The following is a 16,298-nucleotide window of genomic DNA, read 5'->3' as shown; positions in this document are numbered from 1 at the left end:
TTGCGAGGCGCCACACGCGCCCCATGAGCACCAGCAGTCACAACGGCCGCGCGTGAAGGCCCCCATCCCTCGGCTCAGCCGAAGAAACTCGACCTTCACACCATCCCAAGTACATGAAGGCCCCCATCCTTGCGCCTAAGTACAGGATGGGGGCCTTCATGTACCTCAGCCGCCCAACCGCCTCGTGAGTGGCGATTCGGGCTAGAGCCAGGGGCGCCTTAGGTACCAACTGGTGCCAAATACCGATCCGCTTTTACTACCTCAAGGGTAGCTAAGGATGCCTTTGCAGACCGGGCCTCCTTCCCTGGCACATCGGTGCCATCGGCACCCGAGTGCCGAAAGCCCGGGTCTCGTGCCGCCCGGCGCCGCTTTCTCCCGTCTTTAGTCGCTATCAACCGCCGCATCCGCTTGCCTAGCATGGGAAAACCGATATCGGATCCGGCCGGGCGATCCCTGGCGATCCGCCGTGGCCGTGAACGGGTGACCCGTCGATTCCCCATTCCTTTCCCTGATTCCCCTGCATTGGAAGGCACCCATGCGCATCCGAGGTCTCCTCACCGCCCTGCTGTGCGCGGCCGGGCTCACGACGGTCGCGCCCGCCGCCGTCGCGGCCCCCATCATCGACGGCGAATACGCCCAGTCCGGCCCGTGGGCGGCCATGATCGAGCAGAACGGCCAGCAGTGGTGCTCCGGTTCGATCATCAGCGCCCGCTGGGTGCTCACCGCCGAGCACTGCATCGACGAACCCGGCGCCGAATACTCCGTCCGGGTGGGCGACGTCGATCACCAGGCCGGAACCTACGCGGTGGTGGCCGACATCTACACGCCGTCCAGCGGCGCCGACATCGCACTGTTGAAACTGGACCGCTCGGTGACCACGACATACGCGTCCCTCGGCACTTCCGTCGCGGTCGGCGACACCGAATACGTTTATGGCTGGGGCTACAACGAAGACGGTGATCTGCAGCGCTACCTCAAGGTCGCCCGGATGACGGTGACCAGTGTCGGGAGTGGACTGATCAAGGCCCGCCGGGGCAACGGATTGACCAACGGCGGCGACTCCGGCGGCCCGGTCTTCGTCGGCGGCAAGCAGGTCGGCGTGCATATCGCGGGCAACAAGGTGGACACCTCGACGCACACCAGCATCTCGGCGAACCGCACCTGGATCCGGAACACCTCGGGCGTCTAGGGCGAACCGGTCCGGGAGCGGTGGCGCCACCGCTCCCGGACCGCTGAGAGGCAGGTGGAAGTGGCATCGACGACTCCGGACGGGCTCGGCCCGCAGCTGAGCAGGCTGGGCCTCGGCGAGACCGCCGCCCGGATCTACCGGCGGATGCTCGCGAGCGCGCCCGTGACCGCCGCGGAACTGGCCTGGCGGGAGGACGACGCGGAGAACGTCCAGCTGGCACTGAAGGAGCTGGCGGACGCCGGCCTCGCTGTGCCGTCCGGAGTGGCCGGAGACGAGTACCTCCCGGCGAACCCCAGCGAAGCGCTCACCGCATTGACCACGCGACGGCAGGCCGAACTGCACGACGCACGGCTCGCCGTCCAGACCGCGTACCGCGCCTTCAGGCGGGCGCATTCGGAGATGCCGAACGCGCAGGACCTGCTCGAAGTGGTCACCGGCGACGCCATCATCCCCCGGCTGCAGCACCTCGCGACCACGGTGCGGCATCAGGTCCGCCGACTCGATTCCCCGCCCTACTTCACCGGCGGCCGCCGGAATCTCCTGGAGGAGGAGCAACTGCGGCGTGGGATCGGCTACCGCTGTGTCTACAGTGGAGCGTCGTTCGGCGATCCCGGCTATCTGGCCACCAATATCCTGCCGTGCCTGCGAGCCGGCGAGCAGGCCCGCCTGCTGCCCGAACTCCCGGTGAAACTGACACTGTTCGACGACCGTGCGGCCACCATCGCGCTGACCATCCGCGAGGCCGATCGCAACCGGTCCATCGTCATCGTGCGCCCCTGCAGTCTTTTCTCCGCACTGGAAGGACTGTTCGAAACGTCCTGGGCGGCCGCGCTCCCGATCGACCGGCGCGGACGGACGTCCGAACAGCCGATCCGGCCGGCCGAGCGGGAGCTGCTGATCCTGCTCGCCGCCGGGCGCAGGGACGACGAGATCGCCGCCGCACTAGGCGTCAGCAGACGCACCCTGTTCCGCTATCTCGAAAACCTGATGGACCGCGCGGGCGTCTCCAGCCGGTTCCAGCTGGGGGTCTTCGCGGCGCACAACAACTGGCTCTGACACCCCCGCATTCAGTCCTCTGAATGCGGGAAGCCCTCACCCGGATGGGGTCACCCGGTCCGATCATCCCCGCTGCGGCGAACGCGCCGGCAGCGCAAGATGATCTTGGAAGGAGGGCGTCATCATGGGGAATCACCGACAGCACACCGGCACCGCGTCGCTCCGGATCGCCACCACCGGCCTGCGGGTGTTCGCGGTCGTCGTCGCGATCGCGGCCTGCGCCTGGCTCGCACTCTGGCTCGCGTTCACCCTCTGAGACCCGCCGGTCCAGGCTGGGATTCGGGCGGGGTCTCGGGTTCCGGCAGCGGGCGGTCCGGCCCCGGACCGGGGACCCGTTCGGGCACCCCGGGGTCCGGGACCGGCTCCGGCCTGCCCGGGTCAGGCACCGGTTCGGGGATAACGGGATCCGGCGGCATCGGGTCCGGCGGCGCCGGAGGCGCGGTCGTTCGAGGACTCGTCATCGCACTACCTCCTGCTCACGCCACTACCCGATGCGCCTCCGGCCGAAACGGTCCGTTAGCCCGTATGGGTGGAGATCCAGTCCGCGATGACGTCCGCGCGGGAGGTCGTCTCGATGCCGGCGTGCGGGCAGTCCGGCCCGGTGGCCTCCAGCGAGACCAAGGCGCCGCCGGTGCCGCCGGGGACGAAGTACGGCGCCCCCGAGTCATACGTGCAGGCACTGGTCGTGATCGACGGCGCGGCGCCGCGGACACCGACCGTCGTCGGGGCGACCGTCGCCACCTGCACGGTGCCTTGCTGCATCCGGGTGGCCGGAGCGGGGTTCTTGGCGGTCAGGCTCCCCCAGCCCGCCAAGGTCAGCTGCTGGCCGACCTTCGGGAGCACACGGTTCACCGTCAGCGGGGTCACCGTCGTCACCGGGGTGTCCAGCTTGATGAGGGCGACGTCGTTTTCCTTCGCCTGCAACACTTCGGTCGCTTTGCGGGCCACACCCGATTCGACCGCCTCGTCGACCAGGCCCAACGTCACCATCGTCGGATACGGCATTTTGCCGGCGACCCGCTTGCGGTGCGCGTCGTGGAAGCAGTGTCCCGTGGTGACGACCCAGCTCGGCGCGATCAGCGCGCCTGTGCAGTAGCTGCTGTAGGTCGAGCCGTCGGGGCGTGGGATCTTCGTCATCGCGATCTTCGCGACGAACCCGAACCGCCCCGTTGGGACATCGGTGCCGTGGGCGACGTCCGGCGCGGCGAGCGCGGCCGGCGCGGTGGTGATGGTCAGGACAGCAGCGGCCAGCAGGGCGCGCAGACGCAATTTCTTACCCTTCGTCGATGAGGTGATCCGAGGCTAGAACCCCCTGCCCGACAAGGGGAATTCCCCGACCAGGTGTCACCCGATGGACGCCTGCTCCTCGATCGGCCCAGCGCGACGAGCGCGCCAATGGCGATAGGGACGGCTCGTTTCGGTGTCGGAGCGGTAAGCCGCCTCGGCCGCCGCGATCAAGGCATCGGTGTCCCCGCCGAAGGCTCCTTCCACGCTCCAAGCGATCAAATACCGCATCCACAGCGGATCCCCGGTGAGGGGCCGGATCGCGATCCCCGGCGAAGAAGGAAAGGTGACCTGGCACGGGGAAATCGCCCGGCCTGCCGCGATCAGGCGTTGCAGGGGACGCAATTCCGTGCTCCGGTGCGCGACCTGCGGCCGGAATCCCGCACGGGCACAGGCTTCCTCGAAGCACTCTGGCCACCCGGCACCGTCGGACGGCCCGAGCACCCACCGTTCCCCGGCGAGGGCGGCGAGGTCGATCTCGGCGCGCCGGGCGGCCGGATGGTCGGCGGCGATCGCCACGAACACCGGTTGCGTGGCCAGCGGCCGCGACGCCACCCCCGGGGCCGACGGCAGGAGGTGACCGGGATAGTCGGCGACGACCGCGGCGTCGAGTTGCCCGCCCGCCACGAGATCCAGCAGCCGCAACGGCGAGAACTCGGTGGTCACCGAAACCGCTTGCCCCCGGCCGGAATCACCGAGCCGGTCCGCCAGCTCGACGACCATGGACCCGCCGATCCCACCCAGCGCGACAGGACGTTTCTCGCCTTCGGCCAGGAAGCGCTCCGCGTCCCGGTGCATCGTGTCCGCCGCGGCGAGGACGGCACGGGCGCGGACGAGCACGCATTCGCCGAACGCCGTCGGGAAGACGCCGTCCCGCCCTCGGACGAACAGGGTTCCCCCGAACGCGCGCTCGATCCGTTGCACGGCGGCGGTCAGCGCGGGCTGGGTGCTCCCGATCCCGATCGCCGCGCGCGTGATGCTGCCCGCGTCGGCGACCGCGCACACCACTCGCAGATGACGTAACTCGACGTCCATCACGCGGACCTTATGGCCACTTGGGATGTGCCGGAAGCCGTCGAAAGTCGGGATCGTTTTTCGTACTCCGCTTCCTGCCCCTCCCCTCTCCCCTCCCCGCAAGGAGTACGCATGCGACGCGCCTGCCTCATGGTCGCGCTGACCGCCGTCCTCGTCGCCGGGCTCGTTCCCGCGACGGCGTCGGCGGCTCCCCGATTCACGACGTCGATGGAGGCCTTCGAGCCCGGAGGAACCATCACCCGCGTGGACGTCACCCGGCCCGCTTCGGACCGGGCGGCCGCGCCGCAGCAGATCGCGGCCGCCGCCGCGGTGACCCCGATCGAGACCAACGGTCCCAGCGAGACCACCTTCGACCTGGTCTTCGTCGGCGACGGCTACACCTCCACACAGCTGGGCACGTATTCGCAGCACGTCCGCTCCAGTGTCGCGGCGCTGTTCGCCATCGAGCCGTACAAGAGCTACCGCAAGCAGTTCAACCTCTGGCAGGTCGACGTCGTCTCGGCCCAGTCCGGTATCACCAACGACCCGACCCAAGGCATCCGGCGCAACACCGCGCTCGGCTCGTACTTCTGGTGCGGCGGCATCGAACGGCTGTTGTGCGTCAACGAAACCAAGGCGAACCAGTACGCCGCGGCCGCACCGGACGTCGATCAGGTCATCATGCTGGCGAACACCACGAAGTACGGCGGCGCCGGCGGCGGGGTCGCGACCTCTTCCGGCGGCAACATCCAGGCCAGCCAGATCGTGGCCCACGAACTCGGGCACTCCATCGGCGGGCTCGCCGACGAGTACGACTACGGCACCTGCGACACCCGGGAACCGCAGGAGCCCAACGCTTCCGCGCTCACGGCCCAGCAGATGAAGGACCGCCGGGCCAAGTGGTACGCGTGGCTCGGCAAGCCGTCGCCCGACGGCGGCACGGTCGGCGTCTTCGAGGGCTCCCGCTACTGCAAGACCGGGATGTACCGCCCCAGCGTGAACTCGCTCATGCGCACCCTCGGCCAGCCCTTCAACCCGCCGAGCACCGAAGCGATGATCGCGGGCTTCCACCGCGAAGCCGCCCATCGGCACTGATCCCTCGTCATGGCCTCCGTACCGGGCCGCCGGCGTGACCGGCGAGCCCGGTCGCCATGCCGCGCATGAAGCGGCGGAGGTACCACCGGAAGATCCACGCGCTCCCCTTCCCCACGCGATATGTTCCGTGCCAACGGATCCGCGTTCCCCCACCGGGCGTTTCACACAGATCGACCGCGGCCTGGTAGTCCACCATCACCGGCACGTCCACGCCCTCGTAGGCGAACCGGCGTTCCGGGTCGAGGGCGGTGATCCGCTCCTTGGTGACCGTCTTGCCGGTGCGGAAGGCGCGAACCGCGCCGACCTCGTCCCGGCCGTCGGCGGAAAGTCCTTGTGACGCGGCGACTTCCAGCGAACCGATCCGTGACCAGACCGGCCAGCTGCGGGCGTCCACCAGCAGCGCCCACACCGCGGCGGGCGGCGCCGACGATTCGGCCGTGACGTCGTACGACTGCATTCCAGAACCACTCACCCGGCCAACCCTAGGAACGGGCGGGCGGGGCCACCATGCGCCGGATTGCGGCGCGGTGATCAGGAATTGCGGTACTCCGAGGGTCGCGATCCGGTGTGCTTCAGGAATGCGGCAGAGAAGGCGCCGGGAGTGGCGAACCCGCACCTTCGCGCGATGCCCGCTATCGGGAGATCGGTGCCGCGCAACAGCCTTCGCGCCTCCTCGATCCGGAGCCTGCCGAGGAAGCGGCGTGGCGTCTCGCCGGTCTTCTCCTTGAAGACCCGGATGAAGTGGTAGACGCTCAGATGTACCTCGCCGGCGATCTCGTCGACGCTGAGCGGATCGGCCAGCCGGTCACGCATCATCGCGATGGCCGCGCGGACACGGTCGTCCTCGCGTCCCGCACTCGGCGGGTGCGGTTTCCGCGCGTGGCGGGTGAGCAGGTGCACGGCGAGGAACGCGGCCGCGGATTCGGCGTAGAGGTCGTCGTCCTCCTTCGCGTTCCCGACCGCCCGGACCAGCTCGTCGAGGAACGGATCTCCCCCGGCCACGGACGCCGCCATCGCCTCGTGGTCCACCGCGCGGCCGCCCAGCCTCGCGGCGGCCGACTCCACGGTGGTGCCGGGGATGTGCACCTGCAGGCTGCGCATCGCTTCGTCCCCGCGGTAGCGGCGCCGCAGCGGCCTGCCGGGAACGGCGAGTTCGAGCCGTCCTGGCCTCCACTCGTGCCGGTTCCAGCGGCCTTCGCCGCGGGTCTCCATCACCGCCCGCCCCGAAAGCGGCAGGACCAGATGCAGATCCGCGACGGCGGGCAGCCGCATGTCCTCCGCTACGGGAACGTGCTCGAACCGCTGGACGAGCAGCGACTCCCAGCCGGAATCCTCCCAGCTGCAATAGGTCCGCCGGACATAGCGGGACATGTCGAAACCGGTGTAGGGCTGAAGGTCGAATCGCTCGGAATCGAACACCACGGCTTCGACCCTAGCCTGTGTCTCTTAAGGCGCGCTTTCGGATTTCCGTAGCCGGGCCGCGGCATCAGCTGGTCACTCACTCAGCCGTGTCAACGGCCCGCCTCCGCAAATCCGAGGCCTCCGGCCGAAAAAAACGCGCGCGCGTGTCCTCGCCAACCAGCCAAACTTCGGTCTGAGAGACACGCCCTAGCCGAGCAGCTCCTTCACACGCGGGACAACCTGCTCGCCGTAAAGCCGGATGGAGTTCAGGCGCTGCTCGTGCGGCAACGCGCCGACGCTGTACTTGAGCTGGAACCGCGACAGGCCAAGGGTCCGCACCGCCCAGGCGATCTTCTGCGCGACGGTCTCGGGAGAGCCGACGAACAGCGCGCCACGCGGACCGGCCATGGCGTCGTAGTCGGCCCGGGACATCGGGCCCCAGCCCCGTTCGGCGCCGATCTTGGCGAAAGCGGCCTGATGGTGCGAGAAATGCTGGGAGACGGCCAGTTCGTCGGTCTCGGCGATATGGCCGGGGCTGTGCATCGAGATCGGCAGCTCCTGGTGGCCCGCCTCCTTCAGCGCGCGCCGGTACAGGTCGGCGAGCGGGGTGAACCGCTCCGGCGACCCGCCGATCACCGCCATCACCAGCGGCAAACCGTACGCCGCCGCGCGGACGACCGACTGCGGGGTGCCGCCGACCCCGACCCACGCGGGCAGGCTGCCCGATTCGGTGACCGGGAAGGCCTGCGCGCCTTCGAGGGCCGGGCGGACGGTCCCGGACCAGTCGACCGGCTTCTCCCCTTGCAGATGCGTGAAGAGGTCGAGTTTCTCGGCGAACAGCGCTTCGTAGTCTTCCAGCGAGTAGCCGAACAGCGGGAACGACTCGGTGAACGAACCCCGGCCGAGCGTGACCTCCGCGCGGCCCCGGGAAACCGCGTCCAGCGTGGCGAACCGCTCGTACACCCGCACCGGGTCGTCCGAGCTGAGCACCGTGACCGCCGTACCCAGCCGGATCCGTTCGGTCCGGCCCGCGATCGCGGCCAGCACGACGTCCGGCGAGGACACCGCCATCTCCGCGCGGTGGTGTTCGCCGACCCCGAAGTAGTCCACGCCCACCTGGTCGGCGAGGACGCCCTCGGCCACGACCTCGCGGATGGCCTCGGCCTGGCTCACCGGCTGGCCGTCCGGGCCGTTCCCGACGTCGCCGAACGTGTCCAGGCCGAAGGTCGGCGCCTGCGGGGTGCCCAGGATCTCGTAACCCATGTCCAACTCCTCAAGTAGTTGAACGCTCAAACGTCGGGTGCGGTGATCGTATTCCGCGGGCTCAGCCGCCGGCGATGTCGCGCGCCAGCCGCCGGGCGTCGTCCATGGTGAACTTGCCGGTGATCTGCGTTTCCCCGCCGGGGATGGCCGACTGGATCGTCGGCGCGGTCAGCACCCGGCTCTTCAGCACCATCGCGACCTGTTTGCCGATGTTCGCCGCGGTCCAATCGGCCCAAGTCCGCGCGCCCGCGTCGGTGAAACTGAGCCCGACGAGCGGACCTCCCGACTGCGTGTCGAGGCGAGCGTTCGCCCGGCTGAGGTCGGCTCCGGTGAGGAACGCCGGGCCGAGCAGGTATTTCGTGCCCTGCACACGGTCGCAGCTGACCAGCGGGAGTGCCGGGTCGTCGCGGCCGTCCAGCGGATCCGGTCCCGCCGAACAGTCCAGCGCCGCCGCGGCGGCCTGCTGTCCGGCGGGATCCGTGCTCTGCCGGTCGGTCGCCGCGCCGGTCGCCGGGCCGGGCGGAAGCTCCGCGAGTACCGGGCGGAACCGCAGCCGCGACCCGTCCTTGATCGCGAAACTGTCGCCTTCGGGCTCGGCTTGACCGGAAACCCCGCCCTGGCAACCGGTGACACCGAGCAGGACGAGGGCGATCGCTACAAGGCTGTTCCGCACCGGGACATTCTGTCGTGTTCAGCGTGCGCGTGTGGGCGAAACGCCTCGACGCCGCACAGTCCGCTCAAGAATCCCGAGGGTGGCCTTGAGCGCGGACTCGGGCACGACGGGGAAGGTGATGCGGTCCTTCCACTCCTCGCCCACCTCCGACCAGTCGTAGTACGACGTGACCAGCGTGCCGCCATCGGCTGGTTCCAGCCGGTAGCCGTAGATGTGCCGCGCATGAGGCCGGATCCGGCCCTCGACGGTCCAGGCGATCTCCTCGCCCGGAGTGAGCGTGGTGATGACGACCTCGACGTCGTACTTGCCCAAGGGCACGTCTCCGAGCGCTTCCCGGTCCATGTGGACCACGAACCGGTCGCCCGCCCGCTCGACCGGGCCCCCTTCCGCGTCGATGAGCATCCCCGACGCGTCGATGTCGACGTGCCCCTGCGGATCGCTCAAGACCGCGAAGATCGCGTCGGCGGAGGCGGGGACGAGCCGGGAGACCTCGATACGTTCGGGGCCCGGCGTTTCCGCCGTGGCGACCAGGACCGCGCGAGCGAGAACGTGCGGAGCCATCGTGAAACCGAGGAAGGCGGGCGTGCAGCCGTCCGGGACGCCGATCGACTCGACATCGAGGGCGTGCACCACGACGAAGTAGCGGTGCACGCCGTGCCCGGCGGGCGGTGCGGCGCCGATGAAACGGGCGAGGCGGGCGTCGTTGGGTACCTGGAAGGCGCCTTCGGGCAGCCCGGAGCCCGCGTTGTCGCCGGCGCCTTCCGGCAGCTCCGTCACGGTGGCGGGGATATCGGCGACCGCCCAGTGCCAGAAACCGGAACCGGTCGGCGCGTCGGGGTCGTAGACGGTGACGGCGTAGCTCTTGGTGCCACGCGGAGCGCCGCTCCAGCTCAGCTGCGGTGAGACGTCCTTGCCGGCCAGCTGATCGGGCGACCAGGCTGCGCCATCGACAACAGAAGTACTGGTGACCGCGAAGGAAGGCACCTCGGGCAGTCTCGCGAAGGGATCGTTCATAAATCGACCATAACACAAATAATCGATTATCTTGCTGTTCGTCTATGCTCCGTGGATGGCCTCACCGGACAAGCAGATGCTCTCCGAGCAGGTGTACACGCGCCTGCGGGACGCGATCATGCGCGGCGACCACGCCCCCGGCGCCGCGCTCAAACCGCAGGACCTCGCCAAGGAACACGGCGTGAGCCTGGCGGTCGTCCGCGAGGCACTCGTCCGCGTGGTCGGCGACGGCCTCGCCGACCGGCTCCCCAACCGCGGCTTCGCCGTCCCCGCCTTCTCCGACCGGCGCTGGCAGGAGATCACGGAAGCCCGCCGGACCATCGAGCCGCTCGTGCTGCGTCTCTCCGTCGAACGCGGCGACCTCGACTGGGAGGGCCGCGTCCGCGCCGCCCATCACCGGCTGAGCCGGACGCCGCCGTTCGTTCCCGAAGAGGGCGAGTACTTCAGCGGTGCGTGGTCCGAAGCCCACCGCGTCTTCCATCGGACCTTGCTGGACGGCTGCGGAAACCCGGTCCTGCTGGAGACCTTCGACCGGATGTGGACCGCGAGCGAACTGGCCCGCCGCTGGGCGGCGCACCGTGCTCCCGGCCGGGATCATCTCGCCGAACACCGCCTGCTGGAGGAAACGGCGCTCGCGCGCGACGCCGACGCGGCGGCAGAGGCACTGACGCGGCACCTCACCCTGACCGCCGCCGCCTTGGCCGAATAGTCGTGGGCCCGGTCGGAAAATCACCCAGACCGACCTAGCCCGGGTCATCGCATCGGGTGTTTCCTTGCTCACAGACCGTCGTTGATCGACGATTTGGGGGCCACCGATGTCCTTCCGATGGGTATTTCGACTCATTCCGGTGACGCTGCTGGTGACCGCGGTGGCGGTGGCCGTCCCCGCGCCGGCGAGCGCGGCCCCGGCTCCACCCTTGGCGCAGGTATGGCCGACACCCCAGCAGGTGACACCGCGAGCGGGGCAGGTGACCATCCCGCGCACCGTCGTCGAAGTCGTCGGCGCGGGCACCGATCCGTCCGCGCTCGCCGTCGTGGACCAGGTCCTCCGCTCGGCGGGCGCGAGCACGATCGTCAAGATCACCGACAACGATCAGGCCGCCGTCGACCGGGAACGCGGCAACGGCGGCCTCGTCGTCTTCGTCGGCGGGCCCACCGAAAGCAGGGCGACCGCGCCGGCGCTCGCCGCGCTCCGCCTCGAAGGCCCGGAAGGCCTGTCCCCCGGCGGATACGTCCTGGCCGCCGACCGCGGTGTGCTCGCACTGTCCGGTGTGGACACTTCGGGGACGTTCTACGCCGCGCAATCGTTCCGGCAGCTGTTCGCTTCCGGCAAGAGCCGCGCGTTCGGCATCCGTGACTGGCCCGCGGCCCCGCTGCGCGGCGTGATCGAGGGCTTCTACGGCGCGCCGTGGTCCCACGCCGATCGGCTGGCACAGCTGGACTTCTACGGCCGTACCAAGCAGAACATGTACGTCTACTCGCCCAAGGACGACCCGTTCCTGCGCGCCCGCTGGCGCGACCAGTATCCGCCCGAGCAGCTCGCACTGCTCTCGCAGCTGGTGGGCCGCGCCGCCGCGAACCACGTCGAGTTCACCTACGCCCTCTCCCCCGGCCTGTCCGTGTGCTACTCCTCCGACGCCGACAAGACCGCATTGGTCACGAAGTTCCAGTCGCTGTGGGATATCGGGGTACGGTCGTTCGCGATCCCGCTCGACGACATCTCCTACACCCGCTGGAACTGTGACGCCGACGCCGCGAAGTTCGGCACCGGTGACGCGGCCGCGGGCGCTGCGCAGTCGTTCCTGCTCAACCGCGTTCAGCAGGACTTCATCGCGACACATCCCGGTGTCGAGCGGCTGCAGACAGTCCCGACCGAGTACTACGACCTGGCCGACTCCCCCTACAAGACCGCGCTGCGCACTCAGCTCGACAAGGCGGTGATCGTCGAGTGGACCGGGGTCGGCGTCATCGCCGGGCAGATCACCGAAAAGCAGGCCCGGCAGGCGAAAGAGGTCTTCGGGCACGACATCCTGATCTGGGACAACTACCCGGTCAACGACTACATCACCGAACGCCTGCTGCTCGGCCCGTACATCGGCCGCGAACCCGGGGTCGCGAAGTACCTCTCCGGGATCACCGCGAACCCGATGGTGCAGGCCGAGGCGTCGAAGATCGCCGAGTTCACCTCCGGTGACTTCCTGTGGAACCCGGACCGGTACGACCCCGACAAATCCTGGCTCGCCGCCATCGCCGACCTCGGCGGACCCGCCGCACCCGCGCTGAAGGTGTTCGCGGAGAACAACTATTCGAGTCTGCTCGTCCGCCTCGAAACCGGGAAACCGGATCTGGATTCACCGGTACTGCGGCCACTGCTGGCCGCCTTCTGGACCGCGTTGGAGAAGAAGGATCCGTGGGACGCGGCCGCGAGACTGGATCGCTACCTGACCTCGATGGCATCCGGCCCCGAAGATCTGCGGCGCGGGATGGCCTCGAACCCGAAGTTCCTCGCCGAGGTCGGACCGTGGCTCGATCAGGTCGGCCTCTACGGTCGGGCGGGCAAGCACGCGGTGCGGATGTTGCTCGCCCAGGTCGACGGCGACGGCGCGAAGGCATGGGCGGAACGCGGCGAACTCGTCGCCGCGCTCAAGCAGGCGCAGGCGATCCGCGTCCCGACCTCGCGAGGCCCGCGCAACCCGAGCACCTGCACGGAGGTCTGCGTGCCGTTCCTCAACAGCGCGCTGGCCACGGCCGACCGCTGGTTCGGCCTGCCCGGGATCCGGCCGCAGCCGACGACGTCGCTCGGGACCTACACCGACAACGTCCCCGCCCGGATGGTCGACGGCGATCCCGAGACCTACTACTGGAGCGACTGGGCACCGCGGATCGGCGCCACCGTCGGGGTCGACCTCGGTTCCCCGCAACGGGTGTCCCATGTGGACATCCTGATGGGAAAGCCGACCAGCCCGGACGACTACGTCCACAACGGCGTCCTCGAGTACTCCGCCGACGGCACCCGGTGGACGACGGTGAAGACGGTCACCGAGCCGGTGATCTCGGCCGATCTCCCGGAGGGCGCCGAGGCGCGGTTCGTCCGCGTGCGCACGACCGGTGCCCAGAACTTCTGGGTCGTGGTCCGTGAATTCACCGTGTCCACACCGGACAGTCCGAAGCACACCGTCACCGGCACCCCGGCGGGGTCGAACCTGGCCGCGGCGGCGGACAACAACGCCGATTCGCTGTACGTGGCGGCATCGGCGCCGACGGCGGGCGACGCGCTCGTCGTCACGGCCGCCGCGCCGAAGCCGCTGGGCAAGGTCGTCGTCCTGGCGGCGGACGCCGGTGCGGGCGCCGAGGTCCAGATCGCGGACGCGGCAGGCGGCTGGCGGACGATCGGCAGGATGTCGGGCGGCTACACGGAACTGCCCGCCGAGGGCGTCGTGACCGACAAGGTCCGGCTCCTCTGGTCGCCGGGAGGCTCGGCACCGAAGATCGCGGAGGTCGTCCCGATCAGTCCACCGCGACCGTGATGGCGGCCGTGTGCACCCGGCCGCCGTGTGAGAACTCCAGGAACAGCCGGTACTCCCCACGTTCCGAGAACAGGGAGTGGAAGGTCAGCTCACCGCCGGCCAGTGCCGCGCCGAGCGGCTGGACCGGATGCAGGTGCGTGGCCGACAGCAGCATGGTGTGGAACCCGGTCAGATGGCCGTTGGCACCCAGATGCGGGTCGACCGCGGTGACGGGCGCGCCGTCCGGGCCGCGGAGAGCGAACCGGAGGATCTGCGCCCGCATCGACGGGATCCGGGCCGCCCCGTCCACCCGCGTCACCCGGTATCCCGTGGCCGTCACGGTGTCGCCCCCTGGAGCGGGCACCGGTACGAAGGTGGTGTCACCGGGCACGGTGAACGGGACACCGAGCACCACCGGATGCTTCGGATCCTTCGTGTCGAGCGGCACGAACTCGGCGAACATCCGGTAGGCGCCACCGTCGGTCAGCGCGAGATTCGTGTGCCAGGTGTCCCCGTCCAGTCTCGGATGCACGTGCTGGAAGACGTTCATGTCGTCGCGCACGGCGAAGAAGTGCATCTGTTTGGTCTGGTTGTCCAGGAACCGGGTCACCGGCCGTCCGTCGGGGCCGAGGATCCGGAACGCGACCGGTACCTCGGGGCCCCGGACGGCGGGTGTGGTGACCCGCTCGAACCGGTAGCCGCTTTCCGCCTCCGACAGCCCGTCGCTGTGCGCGGCCGGAAGAAGATCCGCCGTCACGACGGGCTGCTGGTGAGCCGAGTGTGCGGAGCCGGGTGTGGGCCGCAGTGCCACGAACACCGCGGCCGTACCGATCACCAAGGCCAGCGCGAGGAACAACCAATCCGTGAGCCGGGGTTTGCGCACGCCCTGCCCCCGGTCACTTGCCGCCGAGGTTCGGCTTCACCACGACCAGGCCCTGCTCGATACCGTTGACGATGACGATGCCGCTGGAGAAGTACGGGTAGTTGCTCCACGCCCCGTTGAAGTTCGCCGCGTCGCCCGCCGGGTAGATGTCGAAGTAGCCGACCTCGGACAACTTCGCCGAAGCGACCCCGCTGACGTCCAGGATGCGCAGACCGGCCTGGTAGTTCGCCTGGTAGGAGTACTGGCCCTTGATGTACTGGTTGTGGTCGATCGCGGTGGCGGGCGAACTGTAGACGCCGGTGTGCACGGGGGCGGACAGCTTGGCCAGGTCCCACACGTAGGTCTTGGTGCGCTTGTCGGTGCCGCGCGACTCGTCCAGTTCGTCGTCGAGCAGGAAGTAACGCTGGTCGCCGGTCAGCCAGCCCTGGTGCGAGTACTGCGCGCCCGAGTAGCCCTTGCGCGAGATCTGGACCGGCCTGGCCTTGTCGGTGACGTCGACGATGGTCAGCGTGTCCTCGTTGGCGTTGAAGCAGATTTCCTTGCCGCTGTAGGCCGTGTCCGGTCCGCGGTAGACGACGCACTGCGTGTCGTGGGTGTAGCCGTCCTGCGAAACGCAGCCCGCCTTGGCCGGGGCCTTCGGGTTCTGGATGTTGACGATATGCGGTCCGCCGCTGCACGTGTTGGAGCCGATCGCGTAGGCGAAACCGGTCTCCTCGTTGATGGCGATGTTGTGCGCGGGACCGAATCCCTTGTACAGCGCGTCGGCGGTGAAGGTCTGCGGCGTGGTGACCGTGCGCAGCCTGGTCAGGTCGAACACCTGCATCCCGTGCCCGGTGATGAAGTCGGCCACGATGAACGCGTGATTCTTGTACACCTTCATGTCCCGCCACGAGCTGCTGCCGCCGTTGGAGGGCAGATTGCCGAGGAACTTCGGCGAGGTCGGGACGCTCAGGTCGACGAACGCGGTGCCGTTGGTCCGCCCGACGATGGCGTATTCCTTGCCGGACGAAGGATCGGTCCAGCCCCAGATGTCGTTGCCGTTGCCGCCACCGAGACCGGAGAGGGGAAGCACGCTGAGCAGGTCGACGTTCTTGCACGGGTACTTGTCGGCCTTGCCGTTGACGCACGGGACCCCCGCCGCGGTGCCGGTGACGGCGTGCCGCTCGGCCGGGACGTGGTCGGCCATGAAGGTCCGGGCCGCCGCCTGTCCCTCCGCCGTCTCGGGATCGTGCGCGGACGCCGCGGTCATCGACAACACCAACGCGGAGGCCGTCAGCACGGCCAACCCCATCATCCGCACGAGTTTCATCTGAGGCGCTCCTCACCGGTTGCGATCGGCCTCCGACGATAGGAGCGCCCGCTCCCGGTGTATCCCGGCGAACGTATGGGGTTTTTAACCGTTTATGGCGGGTCGAAGGTGGGCGGTGGCGCGGTCCGCTCGCGGCCGTCTGTGTTCGTGGCTTTCGCGACATGCCGCCGACACCGGGCCGGGATCTGGGCTCCGAACCGGCCTCTCGGTAGATTCCCGTCGGCAACGGCACGACACGCGTCGCCGCTTACCGGCGAATCCAAGCACTTCGCTGACCGGGGTCGGTCCCCCGGCAACGATCCGATCGTGACGAGCCGGCCAGGTCCGCACCGGATGCCGCCTCGCGACGTCGTCGTTACGACTGAGCACAACAAGCCCTTGGTAACCTGGCACGCTCTTCAGCCGGCTGCCGTCGACGGTTCCGGCGCAGGTCTTCGGCGGCGGTCTTTTCGCAGGGCTGTGGCCACGAGCGACGCCCTCCCGACTGCGGGCATGCCGAGGGGCCCGTCGCCGGTGGGCGGGTTCTAGCGATCCCTGCAACACCCTGGATTTCAGGGGGTTGCGGGGATCGTGGGTTTTGAGGAGTTGAAGGCGAAGTTCTTTGTTGCTCT

General features: G+C 69.1%; 16 protein-coding genes. 6 read left to right on the top strand and 10 right to left on the bottom strand.

The features are described from left to right. Positions 1 to 535 precede the first annotated feature (535 nt). From ACIBTM_RS18690 to ACIBTM_RS18680, 3 genes are all read left to right on the top strand, one after another. Positions 536 to 1,189 (top strand): S1 family peptidase, encoded by a 654-nt coding sequence (locus ACIBTM_RS18690; RefSeq protein ID WP_395878164.1) that lies wholly within the window; start codon positions 536 to 538, stop codon positions 1,187 to 1,189. 60 nt (positions 1,190 to 1,249) lie between these two features. Further along, the gene (locus ACIBTM_RS18685) at positions 1,250 to 2,245 is read left to right on the top strand and encodes a LuxR C-terminal-related transcriptional regulator (protein WP_395878162.1); all 996 of its coding nucleotides are present in this window, start codon (positions 1,250 to 1,252) and stop codon (positions 2,243 to 2,245) included. Between the two features lie 124 nt (positions 2,246 to 2,369). Further along, complete coding sequence (locus ACIBTM_RS18680) at positions 2,370 to 2,501, top strand: hypothetical protein (RefSeq protein WP_395878160.1); 132 nt, start codon at positions 2,370 to 2,372, stop codon at positions 2,499 to 2,501. On the opposite strand, the gene ACIBTM_RS18675 is transcribed toward ACIBTM_RS18680, so the two are convergent. The 3 genes from ACIBTM_RS18675 to ACIBTM_RS18665 all read right to left on the bottom strand — a co-directional run bounded on the left by ACIBTM_RS18675 (position 2,491) and on the right by ACIBTM_RS18665 (position 4,564). Beyond that, positions 2,491 to 2,706 (bottom strand): hypothetical protein, encoded by a 216-nt coding sequence (locus ACIBTM_RS18675; RefSeq protein ID WP_395878158.1) that lies wholly within the window; start codon positions 2,704 to 2,706, stop codon positions 2,491 to 2,493. The genes ACIBTM_RS18680 and ACIBTM_RS18675 overlap by 11 nt on opposite strands. A 55-nt stretch (positions 2,707 to 2,761) precedes the next feature. Continuing rightward, a complete protein-coding gene (locus ACIBTM_RS18670) occupies positions 2,762 to 3,514 on the bottom strand; it encodes a trypsin-like serine protease (protein ID WP_395878156.1) in 753 nt (250 codons plus the stop codon). Positions 3,515 to 3,589: 75 nt separating this feature from the next. After that, positions 3,590 to 4,564: a LysR family transcriptional regulator gene (locus ACIBTM_RS18665; RefSeq protein WP_395878154.1), complete on the bottom strand. Its 975-nt coding sequence runs from the start codon at positions 4,562 to 4,564 to the stop codon at positions 3,590 to 3,592. A 111-nt stretch (positions 4,565 to 4,675) separates the two neighbouring features. Between ACIBTM_RS18665 and ACIBTM_RS18660 the strand changes: the two genes are divergently transcribed. Beyond that, positions 4,676 to 5,638, top strand: coding sequence for a M64 family metallopeptidase (locus tag ACIBTM_RS18660; RefSeq protein WP_395878152.1), 963 nt, complete (start codon positions 4,676 to 4,678; stop codon positions 5,636 to 5,638). Between the two features lie 7 nt (positions 5,639 to 5,645). Here ACIBTM_RS18660 and ACIBTM_RS18655 read toward each other — a convergent pair whose 3' ends face one another. The 5 genes from ACIBTM_RS18655 to ACIBTM_RS18635 form a co-directional block, all read right to left on the bottom strand. Next, positions 5,646 to 6,095 carry an SRPBCC family protein gene (locus ACIBTM_RS18655; RefSeq protein WP_395878893.1) on the bottom strand — a complete coding sequence of 150 codons (450 nt, stop codon included), beginning with the start codon at positions 6,093 to 6,095 and terminating at the stop codon, positions 5,646 to 5,648. A 74-nt stretch (positions 6,096 to 6,169) separates the two neighbouring features. Beyond that, on the bottom strand, positions 6,170 to 7,060 hold the full coding sequence (locus tag ACIBTM_RS18650; RefSeq protein WP_395878150.1) for a helix-turn-helix domain-containing protein: 891 nt from the start codon (positions 7,058 to 7,060) through the stop codon (positions 6,170 to 6,172). Between the two features lie 186 nt (positions 7,061 to 7,246). Next, complete coding sequence (locus ACIBTM_RS18645) at positions 7,247 to 8,302, bottom strand: LLM class flavin-dependent oxidoreductase (protein ID WP_395878148.1); 1,056 nt, start codon at positions 8,300 to 8,302, stop codon at positions 7,247 to 7,249. Between the two features lie 61 nt (positions 8,303 to 8,363). Next, positions 8,364 to 8,975, bottom strand: a complete 612-nt coding sequence (locus ACIBTM_RS18640) for a SecDF P1 head subdomain-containing protein (protein WP_395878145.1) — start codon at positions 8,973 to 8,975, stop codon at positions 8,364 to 8,366. Between the two features lie 18 nt (positions 8,976 to 8,993). Next, the gene (locus ACIBTM_RS18635; protein ID WP_395878143.1) at positions 8,994 to 9,989 is read right to left on the bottom strand and encodes a YbhB/YbcL family Raf kinase inhibitor-like protein; all 996 of its coding nucleotides are present in this window, start codon (positions 9,987 to 9,989) and stop codon (positions 8,994 to 8,996) included. A gap of 76 nt (positions 9,990 to 10,065) precedes the next feature. On the opposite strand from ACIBTM_RS18635, the gene ACIBTM_RS18630 reads away from it, so the two are divergent. Beyond that, positions 10,066 to 10,698, top strand: a complete 633-nt coding sequence (locus tag ACIBTM_RS18630; protein ID WP_395878892.1) for a GntR family transcriptional regulator — start codon at positions 10,066 to 10,068, stop codon at positions 10,696 to 10,698. Between the two features lie 139 nt (positions 10,699 to 10,837). Next, complete coding sequence (locus tag ACIBTM_RS18625) at positions 10,838 to 13,516, top strand: beta-N-acetylglucosaminidase domain-containing protein (RefSeq protein ID WP_395878141.1); 2,679 nt, start codon at positions 10,838 to 10,840, stop codon at positions 13,514 to 13,516. On the opposite strand, the gene ACIBTM_RS18620 is transcribed toward ACIBTM_RS18625, so the two are convergent. Both ACIBTM_RS18620 and ACIBTM_RS18615 read right to left on the bottom strand, forming a co-directional pair. Beyond that, entirely contained in the window at positions 13,497 to 14,378 is an 882-nt protein-coding gene (locus tag ACIBTM_RS18620; RefSeq protein ID WP_395878139.1) for a hypothetical protein, read from the bottom strand. The two genes, ACIBTM_RS18625 and ACIBTM_RS18620, sit on opposite strands and share 20 nt — an antisense overlap. 13 nt (positions 14,379 to 14,391) lie before the next feature. After that, complete coding sequence (locus ACIBTM_RS18615) at positions 14,392 to 15,687, bottom strand: choice-of-anchor B family protein (RefSeq protein WP_395878137.1); 1,296 nt, start codon at positions 15,685 to 15,687, stop codon at positions 14,392 to 14,394. Between the last annotated feature and the right edge of the window lie 611 nt (positions 15,688 to 16,298).

Origin of the sequence: Amycolatopsis sp. NPDC049868 (assembly GCF_044461365.1) — a bacterium.
Classification (GTDB): domain Bacteria; phylum Actinomycetota; class Actinomycetes; order Mycobacteriales; family Pseudonocardiaceae; genus Amycolatopsis.
The sequence above is the reverse complement of the archived record's forward strand: the minus strand, read 5'-3'. Positions and strand labels throughout refer to the sequence as shown.

Bases quoted from the DNA above. Each gene is read 5' to 3' on its own strand.
- ACIBTM_RS18665 (WP_395878154.1), bottom strand. From the start codon at position 4,564: ATGGACGTCGAGTTACGTCATCTGCGAGTGGTGTGCGCGGTCGCCGAC.
- ACIBTM_RS18635 (WP_395878143.1), bottom strand. From the start codon at position 9,989: ATGAACGATCCCTTCGCGAGACTGCCCGAGGTGCCTTCCTTCGCGGTC.
- ACIBTM_RS18680 (WP_395878160.1), top strand. From the start codon at position 2,370: ATGGGGAATCACCGACAGCACACCGGCACCGCGTCGCTCCGGATCGCC.
- ACIBTM_RS18645 (WP_395878148.1), bottom strand. From the start codon at position 8,302: ATGGGTTACGAGATCCTGGGCACCCCGCAGGCGCCGACCTTCGGCCTG.
- ACIBTM_RS18660 (WP_395878152.1), top strand. From the start codon at position 4,676: ATGCGACGCGCCTGCCTCATGGTCGCGCTGACCGCCGTCCTCGTCGCC.
- ACIBTM_RS18655 (WP_395878893.1), bottom strand. From the start codon at position 6,095: ATGCAGTCGTACGACGTCACGGCCGAATCGTCGGCGCCGCCCGCCGCG.
- ACIBTM_RS18630 (WP_395878892.1), top strand. From the start codon at position 10,066: ATGCTCTCCGAGCAGGTGTACACGCGCCTGCGGGACGCGATCATGCGC.
- ACIBTM_RS18615 (WP_395878137.1), bottom strand. From the start codon at position 15,687: ATGAAACTCGTGCGGATGATGGGGTTGGCCGTGCTGACGGCCTCCGCG.
- ACIBTM_RS18675 (WP_395878158.1), bottom strand. From the start codon at position 2,706: ATGACGAGTCCTCGAACGACCGCGCCTCCGGCGCCGCCGGACCCGATG.
- ACIBTM_RS18690 (WP_395878164.1), top strand. From the start codon at position 536: ATGCGCATCCGAGGTCTCCTCACCGCCCTGCTGTGCGCGGCCGGGCTC.